Origin of the sequence: Clostridium sp. Marseille-P2415, from assembly GCF_900155545.1 — a bacterium.
In the GTDB taxonomy this organism is placed as follows: domain Bacteria; phylum Bacillota; class Clostridia; order Lachnospirales; family Lachnospiraceae; genus Lacrimispora.
This window is the reverse complement of the sequence record NZ_LT732526.1, coordinates 529,374-545,921: the sequence shown is the minus strand read 5'-3', so window position 1 is coordinate 545,921 and position 16,548 is coordinate 529,374. Positions and strand designations below refer to the sequence as shown.

Sequence of the window (16,548 nt, the reverse complement as noted above, 5' to 3'; positions counted from 1 at the left end):
GGGAAATACCTTACTCTTGTTATTCCTGTTTTTGTTAATGTTTCGGGATGTCCTCATTCTGTCTTACATACTCACTTTCCGTCTTATCATAGTGAAGGATCTGATCTTTATTTGCATAGACCATACCAAGTTCCTCAGTGGCTACTTTATACACATGATCTAAATCGACGGAAGTATTAATGTTCATTTCCAATGCATCATTTTCAGTTTTTAAATTTTCAAGCTGCGTTTCCAAAGTCTCAATACCATGAATATTGGCTGTAATAGAAGACTGCAGATGCAGATAGTTCACGCACAGGCAGAGAGTACAGACTGCAGCAATGGTCAGCATGATAACATAGGGCAGATCCATCTGCAAAGCTTTTTCACGATTACGCCTGACCCGATGGTTTACGGACGGACGGCGGACTTCATCCGGGGTATGAACCGGCATGCGGGCCGGCATGACTTTACGAACAGTGTTTCCCTGCACGTAAGCAGTATTCTGATAGGAACGCACATTCTTTCTTGCAGCCACTCTCTTTTCCTCCTTCTTTAAATTCGTTCAAAAACCCGAAGTTTTGAACTCTTTGAACGTTTGTTTTCTTCGATTTCTTCCTCTGTAGGCACAATGGGCTTTCTTGTAATAACCTTTCCCTTGCTTACCTTCCCACAGACACAAACCGGAAAGTCCGGCGGACAGGTACATGGATTCTCATTGATCCGAAACCTTGTCTTGACGATTCTGTCTTCCAGGGAATGGAACGTAATAATGGAAAGACGTCCACCCGGATTTAACAGATCAATCATCGTATCAATGGACTTATTGAGAACTTCAAGTTCCTTATTCAGTTCGATCCGTATCGCCTGAAATGTCCGTTTCGACGGGTGTCCTCCCACTGCTCTTACTTTTGCCGGGATGGCTTCCTTAATGATTTCCGTTAATTCTCCTGTTGTCTCAATGGGCTTTGCTTCTCTGGCTTTTACAATATGCTTTGCGATATTCTTCGCGAACTTGTCCTCTCCATAATCCCGTATGATCCGGTATAAATCAAATTCGCTGTAGGTATTGATGATATCGGCTGCAGTCTGTTCATTCCGCTGATCCATCCGCATATCGAGGGGCGCGTCATCCTCCCTGTAGGTAAATCCTCTTTCCGGCATGTCAAGCTGGTAAGAGGATACCCCCAGGTCTAAGTAAATTCCGTCCACCCTTTCAATCCCCAAATCTTTTAGTACCATCTGTATGTTTTCGTAATTGCTCCTTACGACTGTTGTCTTATCTTCATAATCCTTCAGCCGCGAACCGGCTGCCGATATGGCATCCGCATCCTGATCAATTCCGATTAATCTTCCGTATTCTCCGAGACGCTTACACACTTCCAGAGCGTGTCCGCCTCCTCCCAGTGTTCCGTCCACATAAATCCCGTCCGGCTTTACATTCAGGCTGTCAATGGTCTCATAAAGCAGCACTGACTTGTGTTCAAACATCATATACCAAGTCCTTCCATAGCTTCCGCAATTTCTTCCATATCTTCATAGGTATTGGCTGCTGTCCATGCATCCTTACTCCAGATTTCGATACGGCTTCCTACTCCTACAAGCACTGCATCCTTTTCAATCCCTGCATGCTCTCTTAATACTGCCGGAAGCAGGATTCTTCCCTGCTTGTCCACTTCACAGGAGGTGGCGCCGGCCAGAAAGAATCTCGAAAACTTTCTGGCATTGGTGTTAGTCAGCGGCAGGCTTTTTAATTTTTCTTCCAGGGCAGTCCACTCACGATTATCATACACAAATAAACAGCCGTCTAAGCCCTTCGTCACGACGAATTCCTCTCCAAGCTGCTCTCTGAATTTTGATGGGACAATGAGACGTCCCTTCGCATCGACTGTATGATTGTATTCGCCCATGAACATACCAATCACCTGCTTGTACACTGGTAGGGGTCAAACCACTTTCCCACCATTTTCTACCACTTTGTACCACTTTCCTCCACTTGTAGTTTCATTCTAGTACATTTATTGGGAAATAGCAAGGAGATTTTCGAAGAAATTTCAATTTAATTTAGCTGCATCAAAGAGAAAGGCTGTTATTTCCCACTATTTTCTATAAAAGGGCAAAAAAAATATATGAGGGCAGAAAAAAACACGGGAGGAATATCTCTTCCCGTGTTCTTCTTAAGCTCACACAAAATGTATAACGATCTTTTCCGCTTAATAGCCTGCTGCAATATATTGTTCAATTAATTTATCCAGCTCTATGCTTCTGTGATAAATAACGTCTTCATCATCGTGTTCAATGCTTATATTTAATCTTTCCCTCGCTTCTTCAATATCACGTATTAACTCTTCTTTTGACATCATCATATCATACTTCTCCTTTGCTCTTTTTTCGTATCTGTCTGTGTTTGCAGAAGAGCACAAGAGTTGATATCGCTACCAGAATTAATGACAGTGCCTGAGACACCGGAATGCCAGTACCAAAGAATATTAGCTGGTCCGTACGGATTCCTTCTATCCATACTCGTCCCAAACCGTAGCCAAGCAGGTAGATAAGAAGCATCTCTCCATCAAATCTCTTGCGTTTTCGGTACCAAAGCATAAATATCAGAACGCAGAGATTCCAGACTGATTCGTATAAGAAGGTAGGATGCACCTGTATATATTCAACCCCGTCTTTTACGATCAGATGATTTAAAAGCTCCCTAGATATCATATTCTCATTAACCAGCGCTCTTCTGATTCTCATAGCAAACAGGCCGTCGGTATATCCGCCAAACGCTTCGCAATTAAAGAAGTTTCCCCATCTTCCTATAATTTGTCCGGTTATCAAGCCAAGGCATCCGGTGTCAGCCAAGGAAAAGAAGGAAAGTTTCTTCACCCTGGCGTAAACGATAAGGGTTATGACAGCACCTATGACACCTCCATAGATTGCCAGTCCCCCTGCCCTGAGATTCAAAATTTGAAGCAGGTCGTCTTTATAATTGTCCCAATCAAATACCACATAATAGATTCGGGCACCTATAATAGAAAATATGATTGCATACAGGGCAAAGTCCAGATAAATATCCGGATCTTGTCCCCGGCGCTTTGCATCACTTGCCGCAACCCACAGGCCTGCCAATATTCCAATCCCTATGATAATACCGTAGAATGCAATGCGGAATCCAAATATCGAGATACTGTTCTGCAGATGGTTAATCGTAATTCCCAAATGCACAAAACTAATATCTGCCGTATTTGCCATTCGTCTTCTCCTTTCGATGTTTTCTTTATTTTACCCCGTGAAAACACAAAAATCAAACAGATTCGCCCGACATATTCGTCTATAATTCGACAAAGGGGTTGATTCTTGCGTTTTTCTCTTTTATTTTTGCGGATAATATGATATTCTATATTAGTTGTAGATAAAAATCAACCATGAATATAAACAATATTAGGAAGGTAATTGCTATGAAATTAGGTATTGTCGGATTGCCGAACGTAGGTAAAAGCACTCTGTTTAATTCTCTCACGAAGGCCGGGGCAGAGTCTGCCAACTACCCATTCTGTACCATTGATCCCAACGTAGGAGTTGTTCCCGTTCCGGATGTACGCTTAGGGCAGCTGGCCGCTCTTTATGATTCCGCAAAAATCACCCCTGCCGTGATCGAATTTGTCGATATTGCAGGGCTCGTAAAAGGGGCTTCCAAGGGAGAAGGTCTGGGCAACCAGTTTCTTTCCAACATCCGTGAAGTAGATGCCATCGTTCATGTGGTGCGCTGCTTTGAGGATACCAATGTAATCCATGTGGAGGGAAGTGTGGATCCGCTGCGCGATATTGAAACCATTGATCTGGAACTGATTTTTTCCGATTTGGAAATCCTGGACCGCCGCATCGCAAAGACCACCAAGGGAGCCATGAACGATAAATCCCTGGCAAAAGAACTGGAGATCTTAAAGAGAATCAAGTCCCACTTAGAGAACGGAAATCTGGCAAGAAGCATGGAGACCCAGGATGAAGAAGAAAGGGATTTCATTTCCACGCTGAACCTTCTCACGTTTAAACCTGTCATCTTCGCTGCAAATGTGAACGAGAATGACTTAGCCGATGACGGAGCTTCCAATGATTATGTGGAAAAGGTCCGGGAATTTGCCAAAGAGAATAACAGTGAGGTTTTCGTGATCTGTGCCCAGATCGAACAGGAGATCGCAGAACTGGAAGAAGACGAAAAAAAGATGTTCCTGGAGGATTTAGGCCTTACGGAATCCGGCCTTGAAAAACTGATCGCAGCAAGCTACCATTTACTCGGACTCATCAGTTACTTAACTGCCGGCCCCACCGAGACAAGAGCATGGACAATCAAGGAAGGAACCAAGGCACCTCAGGCAGCCGGAAAGATCCACTCCGATTTTGAGCGCGGTTTTATCCGTGCGGAAGTCGTGAATTACCAGGATCTTCTGGATTGTAAAAGCTACAGCGCTGCTAAGGAAAAAGGTCTGGTCCGGGTGGAAGGTAAGGAATATGTGGTTAAGGACGGCGATGTTGTCCTGTTCCGCTTTAATGTATAGAGTATTTTCAAATGGTGATCACGTTTAAAAATCAGGAGATACCGGCCGGCGCATAAAGGTGCCGGCCTTCTTTCAAAATCAATCCTGAGGACTACTGCCATTTAACAAAGCACTCTTCCGGCACTTCCTTTTCTATTTCCTTTTTCACCGGCATAAGATACAGCACTGCACATATCCTGGTCAGATAAGGAAGGATCCATTGATTGATCACGGAATAATGCGGCCGCGCCGCGGTCACCAGATCAAACATGCCATAGGATCCCATTTCTACCCATCCATTCATGATTCTTTGATAATCCTGCCATTCCTTTGCCGAGCACAATACCGCTATGCAGACCGTTACAGCTGCCGCAATGATAAAATATTTCTGGTCCGGTATTCCTTTATGAAATGCTTGTTCTCCTCTGTTTACGGTAAGCCGGCATACGAATACCATTATGGAAAAAATGTATAACAGTTTCGCTGCTGCCGTTCCCACTATGATCTCCAGCACGGACGCGCCATAGCTGAACATGATATAATTTAACAGAAGAATCAGATATCTTTCCGGGAACACTCCCAGGGCAGAATATAGATAGAGGGATTTCTTATATCGGGCCCTTCTTTCCCCTTTTTCCAGCATGCATTGGGATAGGACCAGCAGCAATATGACTGTTTCTCCATATTCAATGACCGCCTGAATGAACAGGTCAACTGTACTGCCGCTAAAAAATGGAAGTGGCAGCACCGCCTTGATTATGATTTTTGACAAGCCGGTGAAAAATAAAGTCCAGCCTTCAAACCAGACAAAAATACCAATTACTGCAATCGTAAAATATACATTTCTTTTCCCAGCCATGCTGACTTCCACTTCTCTTTCCCCCCATTGTATCCTCTTGCCGTTACTGACAATAACAGCGACCTGTTGATTTGTTGATGCCCCGGATTCAGGAATATACTGAATTATATATTTATTTTACAGTTTCTGACCAGCTTTTCAAGTCATGTGCCAAAATTGTACCTGTTGACTTCCAAAATTTGCATAGGGGAGGGAAAAAGTTTGATTGTGCGGCCCGTTAGGATGAAGCAGTGCTCCAGCTCGAATCCGCTGCGCTCCTTCTCGCTGGACGGCTGGCGCCGTATGCCAGCATAATCAAAAATATCCGGAAGAAAGCTTGCTTTCTTCCGGATATTTCCGCTTTTATTGGCGCACTGCTTGTAGCTATGCCAGGTTTGAATACCCCATTAAACTCACATCTACTTCTTTGGCTACTTCACGGCCTTCTCTTATGGCCCATACTACCAGGGATTGGCCTCTATGCATGTCTCCGGCCACAAATACCTTATCTACATTTGTCCTGTATTTTCCGTTTTCGGTTTCTACATTGCTTCTGCCATTTAATTTTACTCCAAAGGCATCCGCAACATAATTCTGTGCTCCTAAGAATCCGGCTGCAATTAGAACGATATCAGCAGGAACTTCTTTCTCACTTCCGGCTACGGGTTCCATGCTCATGCGGCCGGTCTTTTCATCCTTCTTAGATTCCAGGCCCATCAGGATGGCTTTTACGACTTTGCCGGACTTATCCTTGATGAACTCTTTTACCGTGGTCTGATACAACCTCGGGTCCTGGCCGAATACAGCAATGGATTCTTCCTGGCCGTAGTCTGTTTTTAATACTCTTGGCCATTCGGGCCAGCTGTTGTCCGGGGTCCGCTTTTCGGGCAGCTTTGGCATCATTTCAAGCTGCAGGACGGAGGCACAGCCATGACGGATCGCCGTTCCCACGCAGTCATTTCCGGTGTCCCCGCCGCCGATTACGATGACATGCCTGCCTTTTGCCGATATATAGCTATGATCCTGCAGATTGGAATTTAACAGGCTCTTTGTGGTGGACTTTAAGAAATCTACTGCAAAATAGATTCCCTCGGCATCTCTTCCGGGGACTTTTAGATCCCTGGGGTTTGAAGCTCCGCAGGCCAGGATGACCCGGTCATAATCCTTTAATAAATCTTTGGCTTTCTGGTTTTTTCCTACGTCTGCGCCTGTTATGAATGTCACGCCTTCCTGCTTCATGATCTCCACTTTCCGGTCAATGACATGCTTTTCCAGCTTCATGTTAGGGATTCCATACATCAGGAGGCCGCCCACCCGGTCCTCTCTTTCGAATACGGTAACGCTGTGCCCTCTTTTGTTTAACTGGTCTGCTGCCGCCAGCCCTGCAGGGCCGGAACCGATGACGGCTGCCTTTTTACCGGTACGGATCTTTGGCGGGGTGGGGCCTGCTATGCCGCTTTCATAAGCACGTTCAATGATGGCATACTCATTTTCTTTGATTGCGACCGGATCTCCGTTAAGACCGCAGGTACATGCAGCTTCACAGGGGGCCGGGCATACCCTGGCGGTGAATTCCGGGAAGCTGTTGGTCTTTTTCAGTCTGTTATAGGCCTGGTGCCATGTCCCCGTATATACAAGCTCATTCCATTCCGGGATCAGATTGTTAAGGGGGCAGCCGGAAACCATGCCCTTTAAGACCACACCGGACTGGCAGAAGGGGACGCCGCAATCCATGCAGCGCGCGCCCTGGCATTTTTGTTCTTTTTCGGAAAGAGGCAGATGGAACTCGTTATAATTTTTTATACGAGCCCTGGGGTCTACCGTTTTTCCTGTTTTTCTGCTATATTCTAAAAATCCTGTTGGCTTTCCCATTGTCTGCTCCTCCTTACTTTTTTGTATTGGCATAAAATGCTTCGATTTGTGCCTGTTCACTGCTTAAGCCCTTTTCCTCCATCTGGACGATGGTATTCATCATGCGCCTGTAATCATGAGGCATGATTTTCTTAAATTTAGGCAGATATTCTCCAAAGTTATCGAGGATCTCTTTTCCTTTTGCGGAATTGGTGTAAGCCACATGTTCCTTGATCATTTCTTTTAACTCAAGAACATCATATTTATTTGTAACTTCTTCAAAAGAAACCATTTCCTTATTGAGTCTCTTATAAAAATCTCTCTTTTCATCCAGCACATAAGCGATACCGCCGCTCATTCCGGCCGCAAAGTTCTTGCCCGTAGGCCCCAGTACCACCACGCGTCCGCCTGTCATGTATTCACAGCCATGGTCTCCCACGCCTTCTACAACAGCGGTCGCACCGGAATTCCGGACACAGAAGCGTTCGCCGGCTATCCCGCATATGAACGCCTTACCGCTGGTGGCACCGTATAAGGCCACATTTCCGATCACGATGTTATCCTCAGCCTTAAACTTGATCCCCTGAGGCGGATAAACCACCAGCTTGCCGCCGGAAAGCCCCTTTCCGAAGTAATCATTGCTGTCCCCTATCAGTTCCAGGGTAAGGCCCCTGGGAATAAAGGCTCCAAAGCTCTGTCCGCCGCTGCCCGTACAATTGATGGTAAAGGTGTCCTCCGGAAGCCCATCCGGATATAGCCTGGTGATTTCCGAGCCAAAAATGGTACCCAGAGCGCGGTCGGTATTGGAAACATCTATCTGAAGGCTCTTTTTCTGGCCTCCCTGCAGAGCCTGCTTTAATTTCTTAAGGATAATCTTTTCATCTATGGTTTTATCCAGTTCAAAATCATATACCTGCTTTTGGCTGTAGCCTGCAAGCTTCCGGCCTGCATATGGATTCCCCAGGATCGCGGTAAAGTCAACCTTTCCTGCCCGTTCCGAGGAAATATTGTCTTTCTTCTTTAACAGATCGGTCCTTCCCACAAGCTCATCTACCGAACGGATTCCAAGCTTTGCCATGTATTCCCGGAGTTCTTTTGCAATGAAATACATGAAGTTGATCACATATTCCGGTTTTCCTTTATAACGTTTCCGCAGCTCCGGATTCTGGGTGGCAATGCCGACCGGACAGGTATCCAGGTTGCAGACCCTCATCATCACACAGCCTAATGTTACAAGAGGCGCCGTGGCAAAACCAAATTCTTCCGCTCCCAGCATACATGCAATGGCAACATCACGTCCTGTCATCAGCTTCCCGTCCGTCTCCAGGATCACCTTGTCACGCAGCCCATTCATAATCAGGGTCTGATGGGCTTCCGCCACACCAAGCTCCCATGGAAGGCCTGCATTATAAATGGAATTTCTTGGCGCCGCACCGGTTCCGCCGTCAAAGGAGGAAATGAGGATTACCTGCGCGCCGGCCTTTGCAACACCTGCAGCAACCGTACCTACGCCCGCCTCTGAAACCAGTTTCACAGAAATCCTGGCATTGGTATTGGAATTTTTCAAGTCATAAATCAGCTGGGCCAGATCCTCAATGGAGTAAATATCATGGTGAGGCGGCGGGGAAATGAGGCCCACGCCGGTGGTTGAATGCCTGGTTTTAGCGACCCATGGATATACCTTCTGGCCCGGAAGCTGGCCGCCTTCTCCCGGTTTCGCGCCCTGTGCCATTTTGATCTGGATCTCTATGGCACTTACCAGATACTTAGAGGTTACGCCGAAGCGCCCGGAAGCTACCTGCTTGATGGCAGAACAGCGGTTTATGCCATCTGCTCCCACGTTCAGACGTTCCAGGCTTTCACCGCCCTCTCCGCTGTTGGATTTACCGTGAATCCGGTTCATGGCGACCGCCAGGGTTTCATGCGCTTCCTGGGAAATGGAACCGTAGGACATGGCTCCCGTCTTAAAGCGTTTGACGATGGATTCTTCGCTTTCCACCTCATCCACCGGAATTTCCTTTGATTTGGAATAATCAAAATCCAAAAGGCTTCTTAAATTGACCGTCTGCCCCTCTTCCGTCAGGGCATGGGTGTACTCCTTAAAGATCTCGTAGCTTCCGGTTCTGGCTGCTTCCTGAAGGAGGTGGATCGTAAGAGGATTGTATAAATGCTCCTCCTGTCCCGCCCTCTCCTTATGGCTTCCCGCGCTGTCCAGCGTTAAATCCACGTCAAGGCCAAGGGGATCAAAAGCGGCTGAGTGAAGGACATCCACGTCATTGGCAATATCATCCAGGGTGATTCCTCCCACTCTGCTTACCGTATCCGTAAAATACTTGTCAACCACCTTCTTTGAAATACCGATCGCCTCAAAAATCTGGGCCCCCTGGTAGGACTGTATGGTTGAAATTCCCATCTTGGAAGCGATCTTCACAATGCCATGAAGAACTGCTGCGTTATAATCCTCTACGGCTGCATAATAATCTTTATCTAACATTCCGCTCTCAATGAGGGAATGGATGGACTCCTGCGCGAGGTACGGATTGATGGCACAGGCTCCGTATCCCAGCAGGGTAGCAAAGTGATGTACTTCTCTTGGTTCTCCGCTTTCCAGTATGAGCGCCACAGAGGTCCTCTTCTTTGTCTTGACCAGATGCTGCTGAAGAGCAGATACGGCCAGCAGGGATGGGATGGGCACATGGTTTTCATCAATATCCCGGTCGGAAAGGATGATGATATTCGCCCCATCCCGGTGCGCCCGGTCTGCCTCCAGAAACAGCCTGTCAATGGCTTTTTCCAGGGATGTGTTCTTATAATAAGTAATGGGAATCACTTCTACCTTAAAGCCAGGCTTCTTCATATTTTTAATCTTTAATAAGTCCGTACAGGTGAGAATCGGATTATTGACCTTTAATATCTTGCAGTTTTCCGCTTCCTCCTCAAGGATGTTCCCTTCCTCGCCCACATAAACAGTGGTAGAGGTAACGATCTCCTCACGGATGGAGTCAATCGGAGGATTGGTGACCTGGGCAAACAGCTGTTTGAAATAGTTGAACAGAGGCTGGTGTTTTTTGCTCAGCACCGCCAGGGGACTGTCTGCCCCCATGGCTGAAACTGCTTCCGCACCGTTTAATGCCATGGGAAGAATCATGGTCTTGTATTCCTCATAGGTATATCCATAAGTCTTCTGCAGCTTCGCCCTTTCATCCTTACTCATGGCAGGAACCCCCTTATTGGGGATCGGCAGCTCTTTCAGTTCAATTAAATTAGAATCCAGCCATTCTCCGTAAGGCTGGCGGGCCGCATAATATTCCTTCAGTTCCTCATCGCTGATCAGGCAGCCCTTAACCGTATCAATTAGAAGCATCTTACCCGGACGAAGGCGCTCTTTTCTCACCACATGGTTCTGCTCAATATCAATGGCACCTACCTCAGAAGCCAGGATCATCTGATCATCATCCGTAATGTAATATCTGGAAGGACGAAGACCGTTGCGGTCCAGAACAGCGCCAACCAGGTCACCGTCACTGAATACGATAGAAGCCGGGCCATCCCATGGTTCCATCATGGTCGCATAGTACCGGTAGAAGTCCTTAATCTCCTGAGGCATGGATTTATCATGCTCCCATGGTGCAGGAATGGTCACCATAACGGCCAGCGGAAGGTCCATTCCGCTCATCGTCATAAATTCCAGAGCATTATCAAGCATGGCAGAGTCCGAACCTTCCTGGTTGATAATCGGAAGGACCTTATGCATATCATACCGGAAATACTCGGATTCCATATTCTCTTCTCTGGCCATCATCTTATCTACATTTCCGCGAATGGTGTTGATCTCGCCGTTATGTACAATGAGACGGTTGGGATGGGCTCTCATCCAGCTGGGGTTAGTATTGGTGCTGAAACGGGAATGAACCACTGCAATAGCGGATTCATAATCCTTATCCTGAAGATCCGGGAAAAACTTTCTCAGCTCCTTCACCAAAAACATGCCCTTATAGACAATGGTCCTGCTGCTTAAGGAGACCACATAGGTATTGTCGTTGCTCTGCTCAAAAACACGCCTGGAAACATAAAGCTTTCGGTCGAATTCCAGGCCCTTCCCGGTATCTGCAGGCTTTTTTACAAATCCCTGTGCTATGTAGGGCATACAGTCTACGGCCCTTTCCCCGATCAGTTCCGGATGAATGGGTACATCTCTCCAGCCTAAGAATTCAAGGCCTTCCTTCTGAACAATGATCTCAAACATCTTCTTAGCCTGGTTTCTGGCAAGCTCATCCTGGGGGAAGAAAAACATGCCGACTCCATATTCCCTCTCCTCGCCGATCTCAAGGCCGAGAGGTTTCGTCACTTTCTTAAAAAAACGATGAGAGATCTGAAGCATGATACCCACACCATCCCCCGTCTTTCCTTCCGCATCTTTTCCCGCACGGTGCTCCAGATTTTCTACGATATGGAGCGCCTGCTCTACCGTTTTATGGTTTTTTATGCCTTTCATATTGGCAACCGCACCGATCCCGCAGTTGTCATGCTCAAAGCGGGAATCATAGAGCCCCGGAGTTACTTTTTTGTTGAGGGATTGTAAACTCGTATCCATAATCTCTTCCTTTCCTGACTGTCTCCTCTGCTTTGGGGTATTAAAGCACAACAGTAAATTTTAGTTGATAATACTACATTTTTCGCGCTTTGTAAATGTGTTTTATTTTGGTATTTTCAGATAATTCGACAATTATGATCTATACAAATATAGTTTCAGAAATATATCTCCTCCAATTGATATTTTTTATGATTAATACACAATTATTGGCTTTCCTAAGGATAATGGCACAAATTTCTAATTTTTTTAAGCATATGCTTTCGATAGTTAAGTCTGTATTTTTTTCATAAGGTTTCTATCCGTTTTTAAGGCCAGATCCTGTGACTGCACATTCACAGAAAAAGCCCCGGGAATCATCTTCCCAGGGCTCTATGCGATATCCTTTTATAAAATTAACAGATATGGATTACATCTCTCCAAGACCGCTCTCAACTGCTTCTGCCATGGTCTTCATCGCTGCTGCTTCATCTTCGCCTTCACAAATCAAGTTAATCTTAGCGCCGCACTTGATACCGGCCGCCATAACGTTTAATACGCTTTTCGCTACAATCCTCTTATCTCCGTACTCAATGATAATATCGGATTTAAATTTCATAGCTGTCTGAGACAGAACTCCTGCTGGTCTTAAGTGAAGTCCGGATGGATTTACTACAGTCAGTGTCTTTGATAACATAACGTTTTCTCCTTTATCCTCAAAAATTTTAGATATACTCCTCATCGTTAATTTTATTACAATTCCCAATTCATGTCAAGACAAACCCGGTATGTCTATGATATATTTTCCATTGCAAAGCTGTGCTTAAGAAACCTCGGATATTACCGGCTTTTCTCTTTGGGAAAATACGCAGCCACAGTAATCCTGCCGGTAAAGACCGTATTCTGCAGACAGCTCTGCAGATCTTTTATACCCATTTTTCTTCTTAAAATCAGAAGGCAGATAAGAAACGCGGTACTCCCTTGCCAGCTTCTCACCGATCTCAATGAGCTTATCGGCATTCTTTAAGGGACTTATGGACAGGGTTGTGGTAAAATAGTCGAAGCGGCCGGCCTGGGCAACCTTTGCCGCCTCTGAAAGGCGCAGTTCGTAGCATTTAAAACACCGTTCGCCGCCTTCCGGCTCCTTTTCAAGTCCTTTTACGATCCGGTAAAATTCATCCGGCTCATAGGCCCCGGTCTCCATAGTGACCGGATGAAGGAATTTCATGCCTGCTATGAGCCGTTCCTGCTCTTTTACGCGTTTTCCATACTCCTCAGGCGGATAAATATTGGGATTATAAAAATACACGGTTATTTTAAAATAGCGGGACAGATATTCCAGTACATAACTGCTGCACGGCGCACAGCAGCTATGCAAAAGCAGCCTGGGAACTTTTTCCTGTTCCTTAAGTTCTGTGATGACTTCCTCCAATTCCTTCTGGTAATTTCTCCGGTTCATGGTGTCTCCTTCCCTGCTGTTTTTATGAATCACAAAAGGACGTGGAATATATTTGCCACGCCTCCTGTTTTTATAGGAAATCCCGGATCCGCTTGCTGCGAACCGGATTTCTCAGCTTTCTAAGTGCCTTTGCTTCGATCTGTCTGATGCGCTCGCGGGTAACATTAAACTCTTTCCCCACTTCTTCCAATGTGCGCGGATGGCCGTCCTCCAGTCCGAACCGGAGCACGATAACCTGGCGCTCTCTCTCTTTTAAATCTCCAAGGAGGGCGTCAATATGCTCTCTTAACATGACGGATTCCACATTTCCTTCCGGTGTGACCACATTGTTGTCAGCCACGAAATCCCCCAGATTGGAGTCATCCTCTTCCCCAATCGGTGTTTCTAAGGATGCAGGCTCTCTGGCGATCTGCATGATTTCCATAACCTTGTCCTCGGACATGTCAAGAGCTTCTGCCAGTTCTGTCACAGACGGCTCATATCCAAGCTCAAGAGTCAGCTTTCTCTGCATCTTGGACATTTTATTAATTGTCTCGACCATATGCACAGGCACACGGATCGTTCTTGCCTGGTCTGCAAGGGCTCGGGTCACAGACTGGCGTATCCACCAAGTAGCATATGTACTTAATTTATAACCTTTGGTATAATCGAATTTTTCAACACCTTTAATAAGGCCTAAATTGCCTTCCTGAACCAGATCAAGGAAACTCATGCCGCGGCCTGTATAACGCTTTGCAATGCTGACCACAAGGCGTAAATTGGCTTCAATCAACCGCTCCTTGGCATCATCATCGCCATCCGCCTTCCTCTTAGCAAGGCGCAGCTCTTCCTCTGCGTTCAAAAGTGGTACCGTGCCAATTTCCTTTAAATACATGCGGACAGGATCTTCCGTACCGATTCCTTCCAATAAATCAATGGCGTCAAGATCAATATCTTCCTCATCTACATCCTTTATAAAGGTATCATCAATATCATCATCCAAAAGCAGGTCGTCTGACATGAGCGTATCATCAGTTAAAACGGAATCGTCAATGACCGGGATCACGTCCACGCCGCGATTCTCCAGGTAAGTATAAATCTGATCCATCTGCTCTGTTGTCAGCTCTTCCCCCATAAAGAAGTTATTAATCTCCGTTACGTCCAAAGCGTTATGCTTTGTTTTGGCAAGCTCGACAAGTTTCCCCAGCTTCTCTAAAAAATTCTCTTTTTCCACTTAATAACGTCCTTTCGCTAAGAAGTATACATAAAGCCCACACAACTTTTCATTATATACTACCGGAATCCATATTTCAACATATTTCTGCTGAAAAAAGCAGATTTATCGCTTTTTCGGTGGTCTTCTCATAATCCGGATCCGCTTCTTTAAATTGATGATTTGAACTTCCCTTCTGGTCCCGCCAAACTCTCCATCAAGTACCCAGTCTACAGGCTCTTCCGGGAGGATTTTCAAAGACCTTGTCCGAAACTTATGGACGTATTCATTGGGTTCTTCCTTCAGAAACATATAATTAATGATGTTGGTTAAATCCAAAGGGGTCTTGGGTGTCCGGATTAACAGCACTTCGAACTCGCCGTCATCTAGAGCCACATCCTGGGTCACCAGACCTTTAAAACCTCCCACACTTATGGTATTGGTGACCATTCCAAAGATAAACTCTCCTTCCAAGGTGATCTCCTCACACTCTACCCGTATGCAATAGGACTTTATGGAAGCCAGGCTTTTCATGCCCTCTAACATATATGCCTGATGTCCAAGAACGTTCTTCTTATCCTGAGGGGTCAGATAGGAAACCTCAGTAAATGCGCCGAACGCTGCAATATATACAAAGTGCCTGTCCCCGCAGAAGCAGCCGATGTCAATGGGGAACGGAGTACCGGAAACCGCAGCTTCTGCAGCTGTTATCATATTCTTGGAAATTTTCAAACTGGATGCAAAGTCATTGGTGGAACCGGACGGAATGTACCCCAGATTGGGAAAATCTTCCAGCTTCATGAGGCCGCTTATGGTTTCATTCAATGTGCCGTCCCCGCCGCTGCACACAACCAGGTCCACACTGCTTCCATAGAAAGCAGCCGCTTTCATCGCATCACCAGGCCGCTGTGTTACATGAACCAGCAGTTCATAGCCTGCTTTCGTAAAAATATCCAGAATATCCATTAGCTTATTCCTGATCTGCGCCTTCCCGGAACGCGGATTAAATATAAAAAGCATCTTTTTCATTATAATCACCTAATCAACTTTGTATACGCTTTGAATGCGCCTGGCAGGGAGTAAGTTTTTTTCATATCTTCCGGAGTGACCCATAAAAAGTCTCCAGCCGGTTCTTCCTTAAGCTCGATCCGAAATCCTGTCATATGCCATTCCACATGGCTGAACACATGCTTTGCTGCAGGAAGAGGAGTGATTCCTGCTTCCTTCACTCCCAAATGTGTAAGAATGGTCTTTCCGTCCAAATGCCCATCCAGATTTGGGAATTCATAAAGAGAAGCCAGGAGCCCCGTATCGTCCCGCTTCCGGATGGCGACCCGCCCGTGAAACCACAGGAGCATTACGGTTTTATCCTCCAACCTTCTGGCTTTTGGGGGCGTTTTTACCGGAATCACACCGGTAAGGCCTTTGATCCTTGCCAGGCATACCGAAGCCAACGGACACCTTCCGCATAAGGGAGCTCCGTTGGGAACACAGACCATGGCTCCGATTTCAATCAGTCCCTGGTTATAGGAACCGGCTGCATCTGCCGGCATGACTGCCTTCAGCTTTTCTTCCATGTCCCGCCTGACCGATTGCTTTAAAATGTCTTCCCGGCTTCCGGTGACCCTGGATATCACCCGAAGCACATTGCCGTCAACCGCAGGAACCGGAATCCCAAAGGCTATGGAAGCAATGGCGCCTGCGGTATAAGACCCGATCCCGGGAAGCTTTTTAAGCTCCCCGTAGGATGCCGGCAGCGCTCCGCCGTACTGCTCTACAAGAAGCTCTGCCGCTTTCTTTAGATTTTTAGCCCTGCTGTAATAGCCCAGTCCCTCCCAAAGCTTTAAAAGCCGGTCCTCCTGTATGCCAGCCAGATCCGGAATTCCCGGAAGTGCCTCCATAAAACGTTCAAAATACGGTTTCACAGCCTCGACTCTTGTCTGCTGAAGCATGATTTCAGAAATCCATACCCGGTATGGTTCGGGTCTTTCCCTCCAGGGAAGAGCCCGGGCGTGTTCCCGGTACCAGGAAAGCAGCGGGCGTTCCATGGCTTTTAAACGCTCCATGGTCCCCATCTCTTTTTCCCGGGGCTCTAAAACCTGTAACTTATCATAAAGTGATTGGTTCATC

The 16,548-nt window shown here is 46.4% G+C and carries 14 protein-coding genes; 1 reads left to right on the top strand and 13 read right to left on the bottom strand.

Features of this window, described 5'->3' with window-relative positions:
- Positions 1-34 precede the first annotated feature (34 nt).
- The 5 genes from BQ9856_RS07475 to lgt form a co-directional block, all read right to left on the bottom strand.
- Positions 35-517 carry a cell division protein FtsL gene (locus BQ9856_RS07475; protein WP_077610473.1) on the bottom strand — a complete coding sequence of 161 codons (483 nt, stop codon included), beginning with the start codon at positions 515-517 and terminating at the stop codon, positions 35-37.
- Positions 518-534: 17 nt separating this feature from the next.
- Positions 535-1,473: a 16S rRNA (cytosine(1402)-N(4))-methyltransferase RsmH gene (gene rsmH, locus BQ9856_RS07470; protein ID WP_077610472.1), complete on the bottom strand. Its 939-nt coding sequence runs from the start codon at positions 1,471-1,473 to the stop codon at positions 535-537.
- On the bottom strand, positions 1,470-1,895 hold the full coding sequence (gene mraZ / locus BQ9856_RS07465; protein ID WP_077610471.1) for a division/cell wall cluster transcriptional repressor MraZ: 426 nt from the start codon (positions 1,893-1,895) through the stop codon (positions 1,470-1,472). The genes rsmH and mraZ overlap by 4 nt, the downstream gene beginning before the upstream one ends.
- Positions 1,896-2,192: 297 nt before the next feature.
- Positions 2,193-2,345 carry a Spo0E family sporulation regulatory protein-aspartic acid phosphatase gene (locus BQ9856_RS07460; protein ID WP_200801273.1) on the bottom strand — a complete coding sequence of 51 codons (153 nt, stop codon included), beginning with the start codon at positions 2,343-2,345 and terminating at the stop codon, positions 2,193-2,195.
- 1 nt (position 2,346) lies between these two features.
- Positions 2,347-3,225: a prolipoprotein diacylglyceryl transferase gene (gene lgt / locus BQ9856_RS07455; protein WP_077610470.1), complete on the bottom strand. Its 879-nt coding sequence runs from the start codon at positions 3,223-3,225 to the stop codon at positions 2,347-2,349.
- 206 nt (positions 3,226-3,431) lie between these two features.
- On the opposite strand from lgt, the gene ychF reads away from it, so the two are divergent.
- Positions 3,432-4,529, top strand: coding sequence for a redox-regulated ATPase YchF (ychF, locus tag BQ9856_RS07450; protein WP_077610469.1), 1,098 nt, complete (start codon positions 3,432-3,434; stop codon positions 4,527-4,529).
- 91 nt (positions 4,530-4,620) lie between these two features.
- On the opposite strand, the gene BQ9856_RS07445 is transcribed toward ychF, so the two are convergent.
- The 8 genes from BQ9856_RS07445 to mutY all read right to left on the bottom strand — a co-directional run bounded on the left by BQ9856_RS07445 (position 4,621) and on the right by mutY (position 16,547).
- Positions 4,621-5,367, bottom strand: a complete 747-nt coding sequence (locus BQ9856_RS07445) for a hypothetical protein (protein ID WP_077610468.1) — start codon at positions 5,365-5,367, stop codon at positions 4,621-4,623.
- A 363-nt stretch (positions 5,368-5,730) separates the two neighbouring features.
- Positions 5,731-7,218: a glutamate synthase subunit beta gene (locus BQ9856_RS07440; protein ID WP_077610467.1), complete on the bottom strand. Its 1,488-nt coding sequence runs from the start codon at positions 7,216-7,218 to the stop codon at positions 5,731-5,733.
- A 13-nt stretch (positions 7,219-7,231) separates the two neighbouring features.
- Entirely contained in the window at positions 7,232-11,791 is a 4,560-nt protein-coding gene (gene gltB, locus BQ9856_RS07435) for a glutamate synthase large subunit (protein WP_077610466.1), read from the bottom strand.
- 406 nt (positions 11,792-12,197) lie between these two features.
- Positions 12,198-12,464: an HPr family phosphocarrier protein gene (locus tag BQ9856_RS07430; RefSeq protein ID WP_077610465.1), complete on the bottom strand. Its 267-nt coding sequence runs from the start codon at positions 12,462-12,464 to the stop codon at positions 12,198-12,200.
- Positions 12,465-12,590: 126 nt separating this feature from the next.
- The gene (locus BQ9856_RS07425) at positions 12,591-13,226 is read right to left on the bottom strand and encodes an epoxyqueuosine reductase QueH (RefSeq protein ID WP_077613289.1); all 636 of its coding nucleotides are present in this window, start codon (positions 13,224-13,226) and stop codon (positions 12,591-12,593) included.
- A 70-nt stretch (positions 13,227-13,296) separates the two neighbouring features.
- A complete protein-coding gene (gene rpoD, locus BQ9856_RS07420; RefSeq protein WP_077610464.1) occupies positions 13,297-14,439 on the bottom strand; it encodes an RNA polymerase sigma factor RpoD in 1,143 nt (380 codons plus the stop codon).
- A gap of 105 nt (positions 14,440-14,544) precedes the next feature.
- Entirely contained in the window at positions 14,545-15,447 is a 903-nt protein-coding gene (locus tag BQ9856_RS07415; RefSeq protein WP_077610463.1) for a diacylglycerol/lipid kinase family protein, read from the bottom strand.
- 5 nt (positions 15,448-15,452) lie between these two features.
- On the bottom strand, positions 15,453-16,547 hold the full coding sequence (mutY, locus tag BQ9856_RS07410) for an A/G-specific adenine glycosylase (protein WP_077610462.1): 1,095 nt from the start codon (positions 16,545-16,547) through the stop codon (positions 15,453-15,455).
- Position 16,548: the final 1 nt, after the last annotated feature.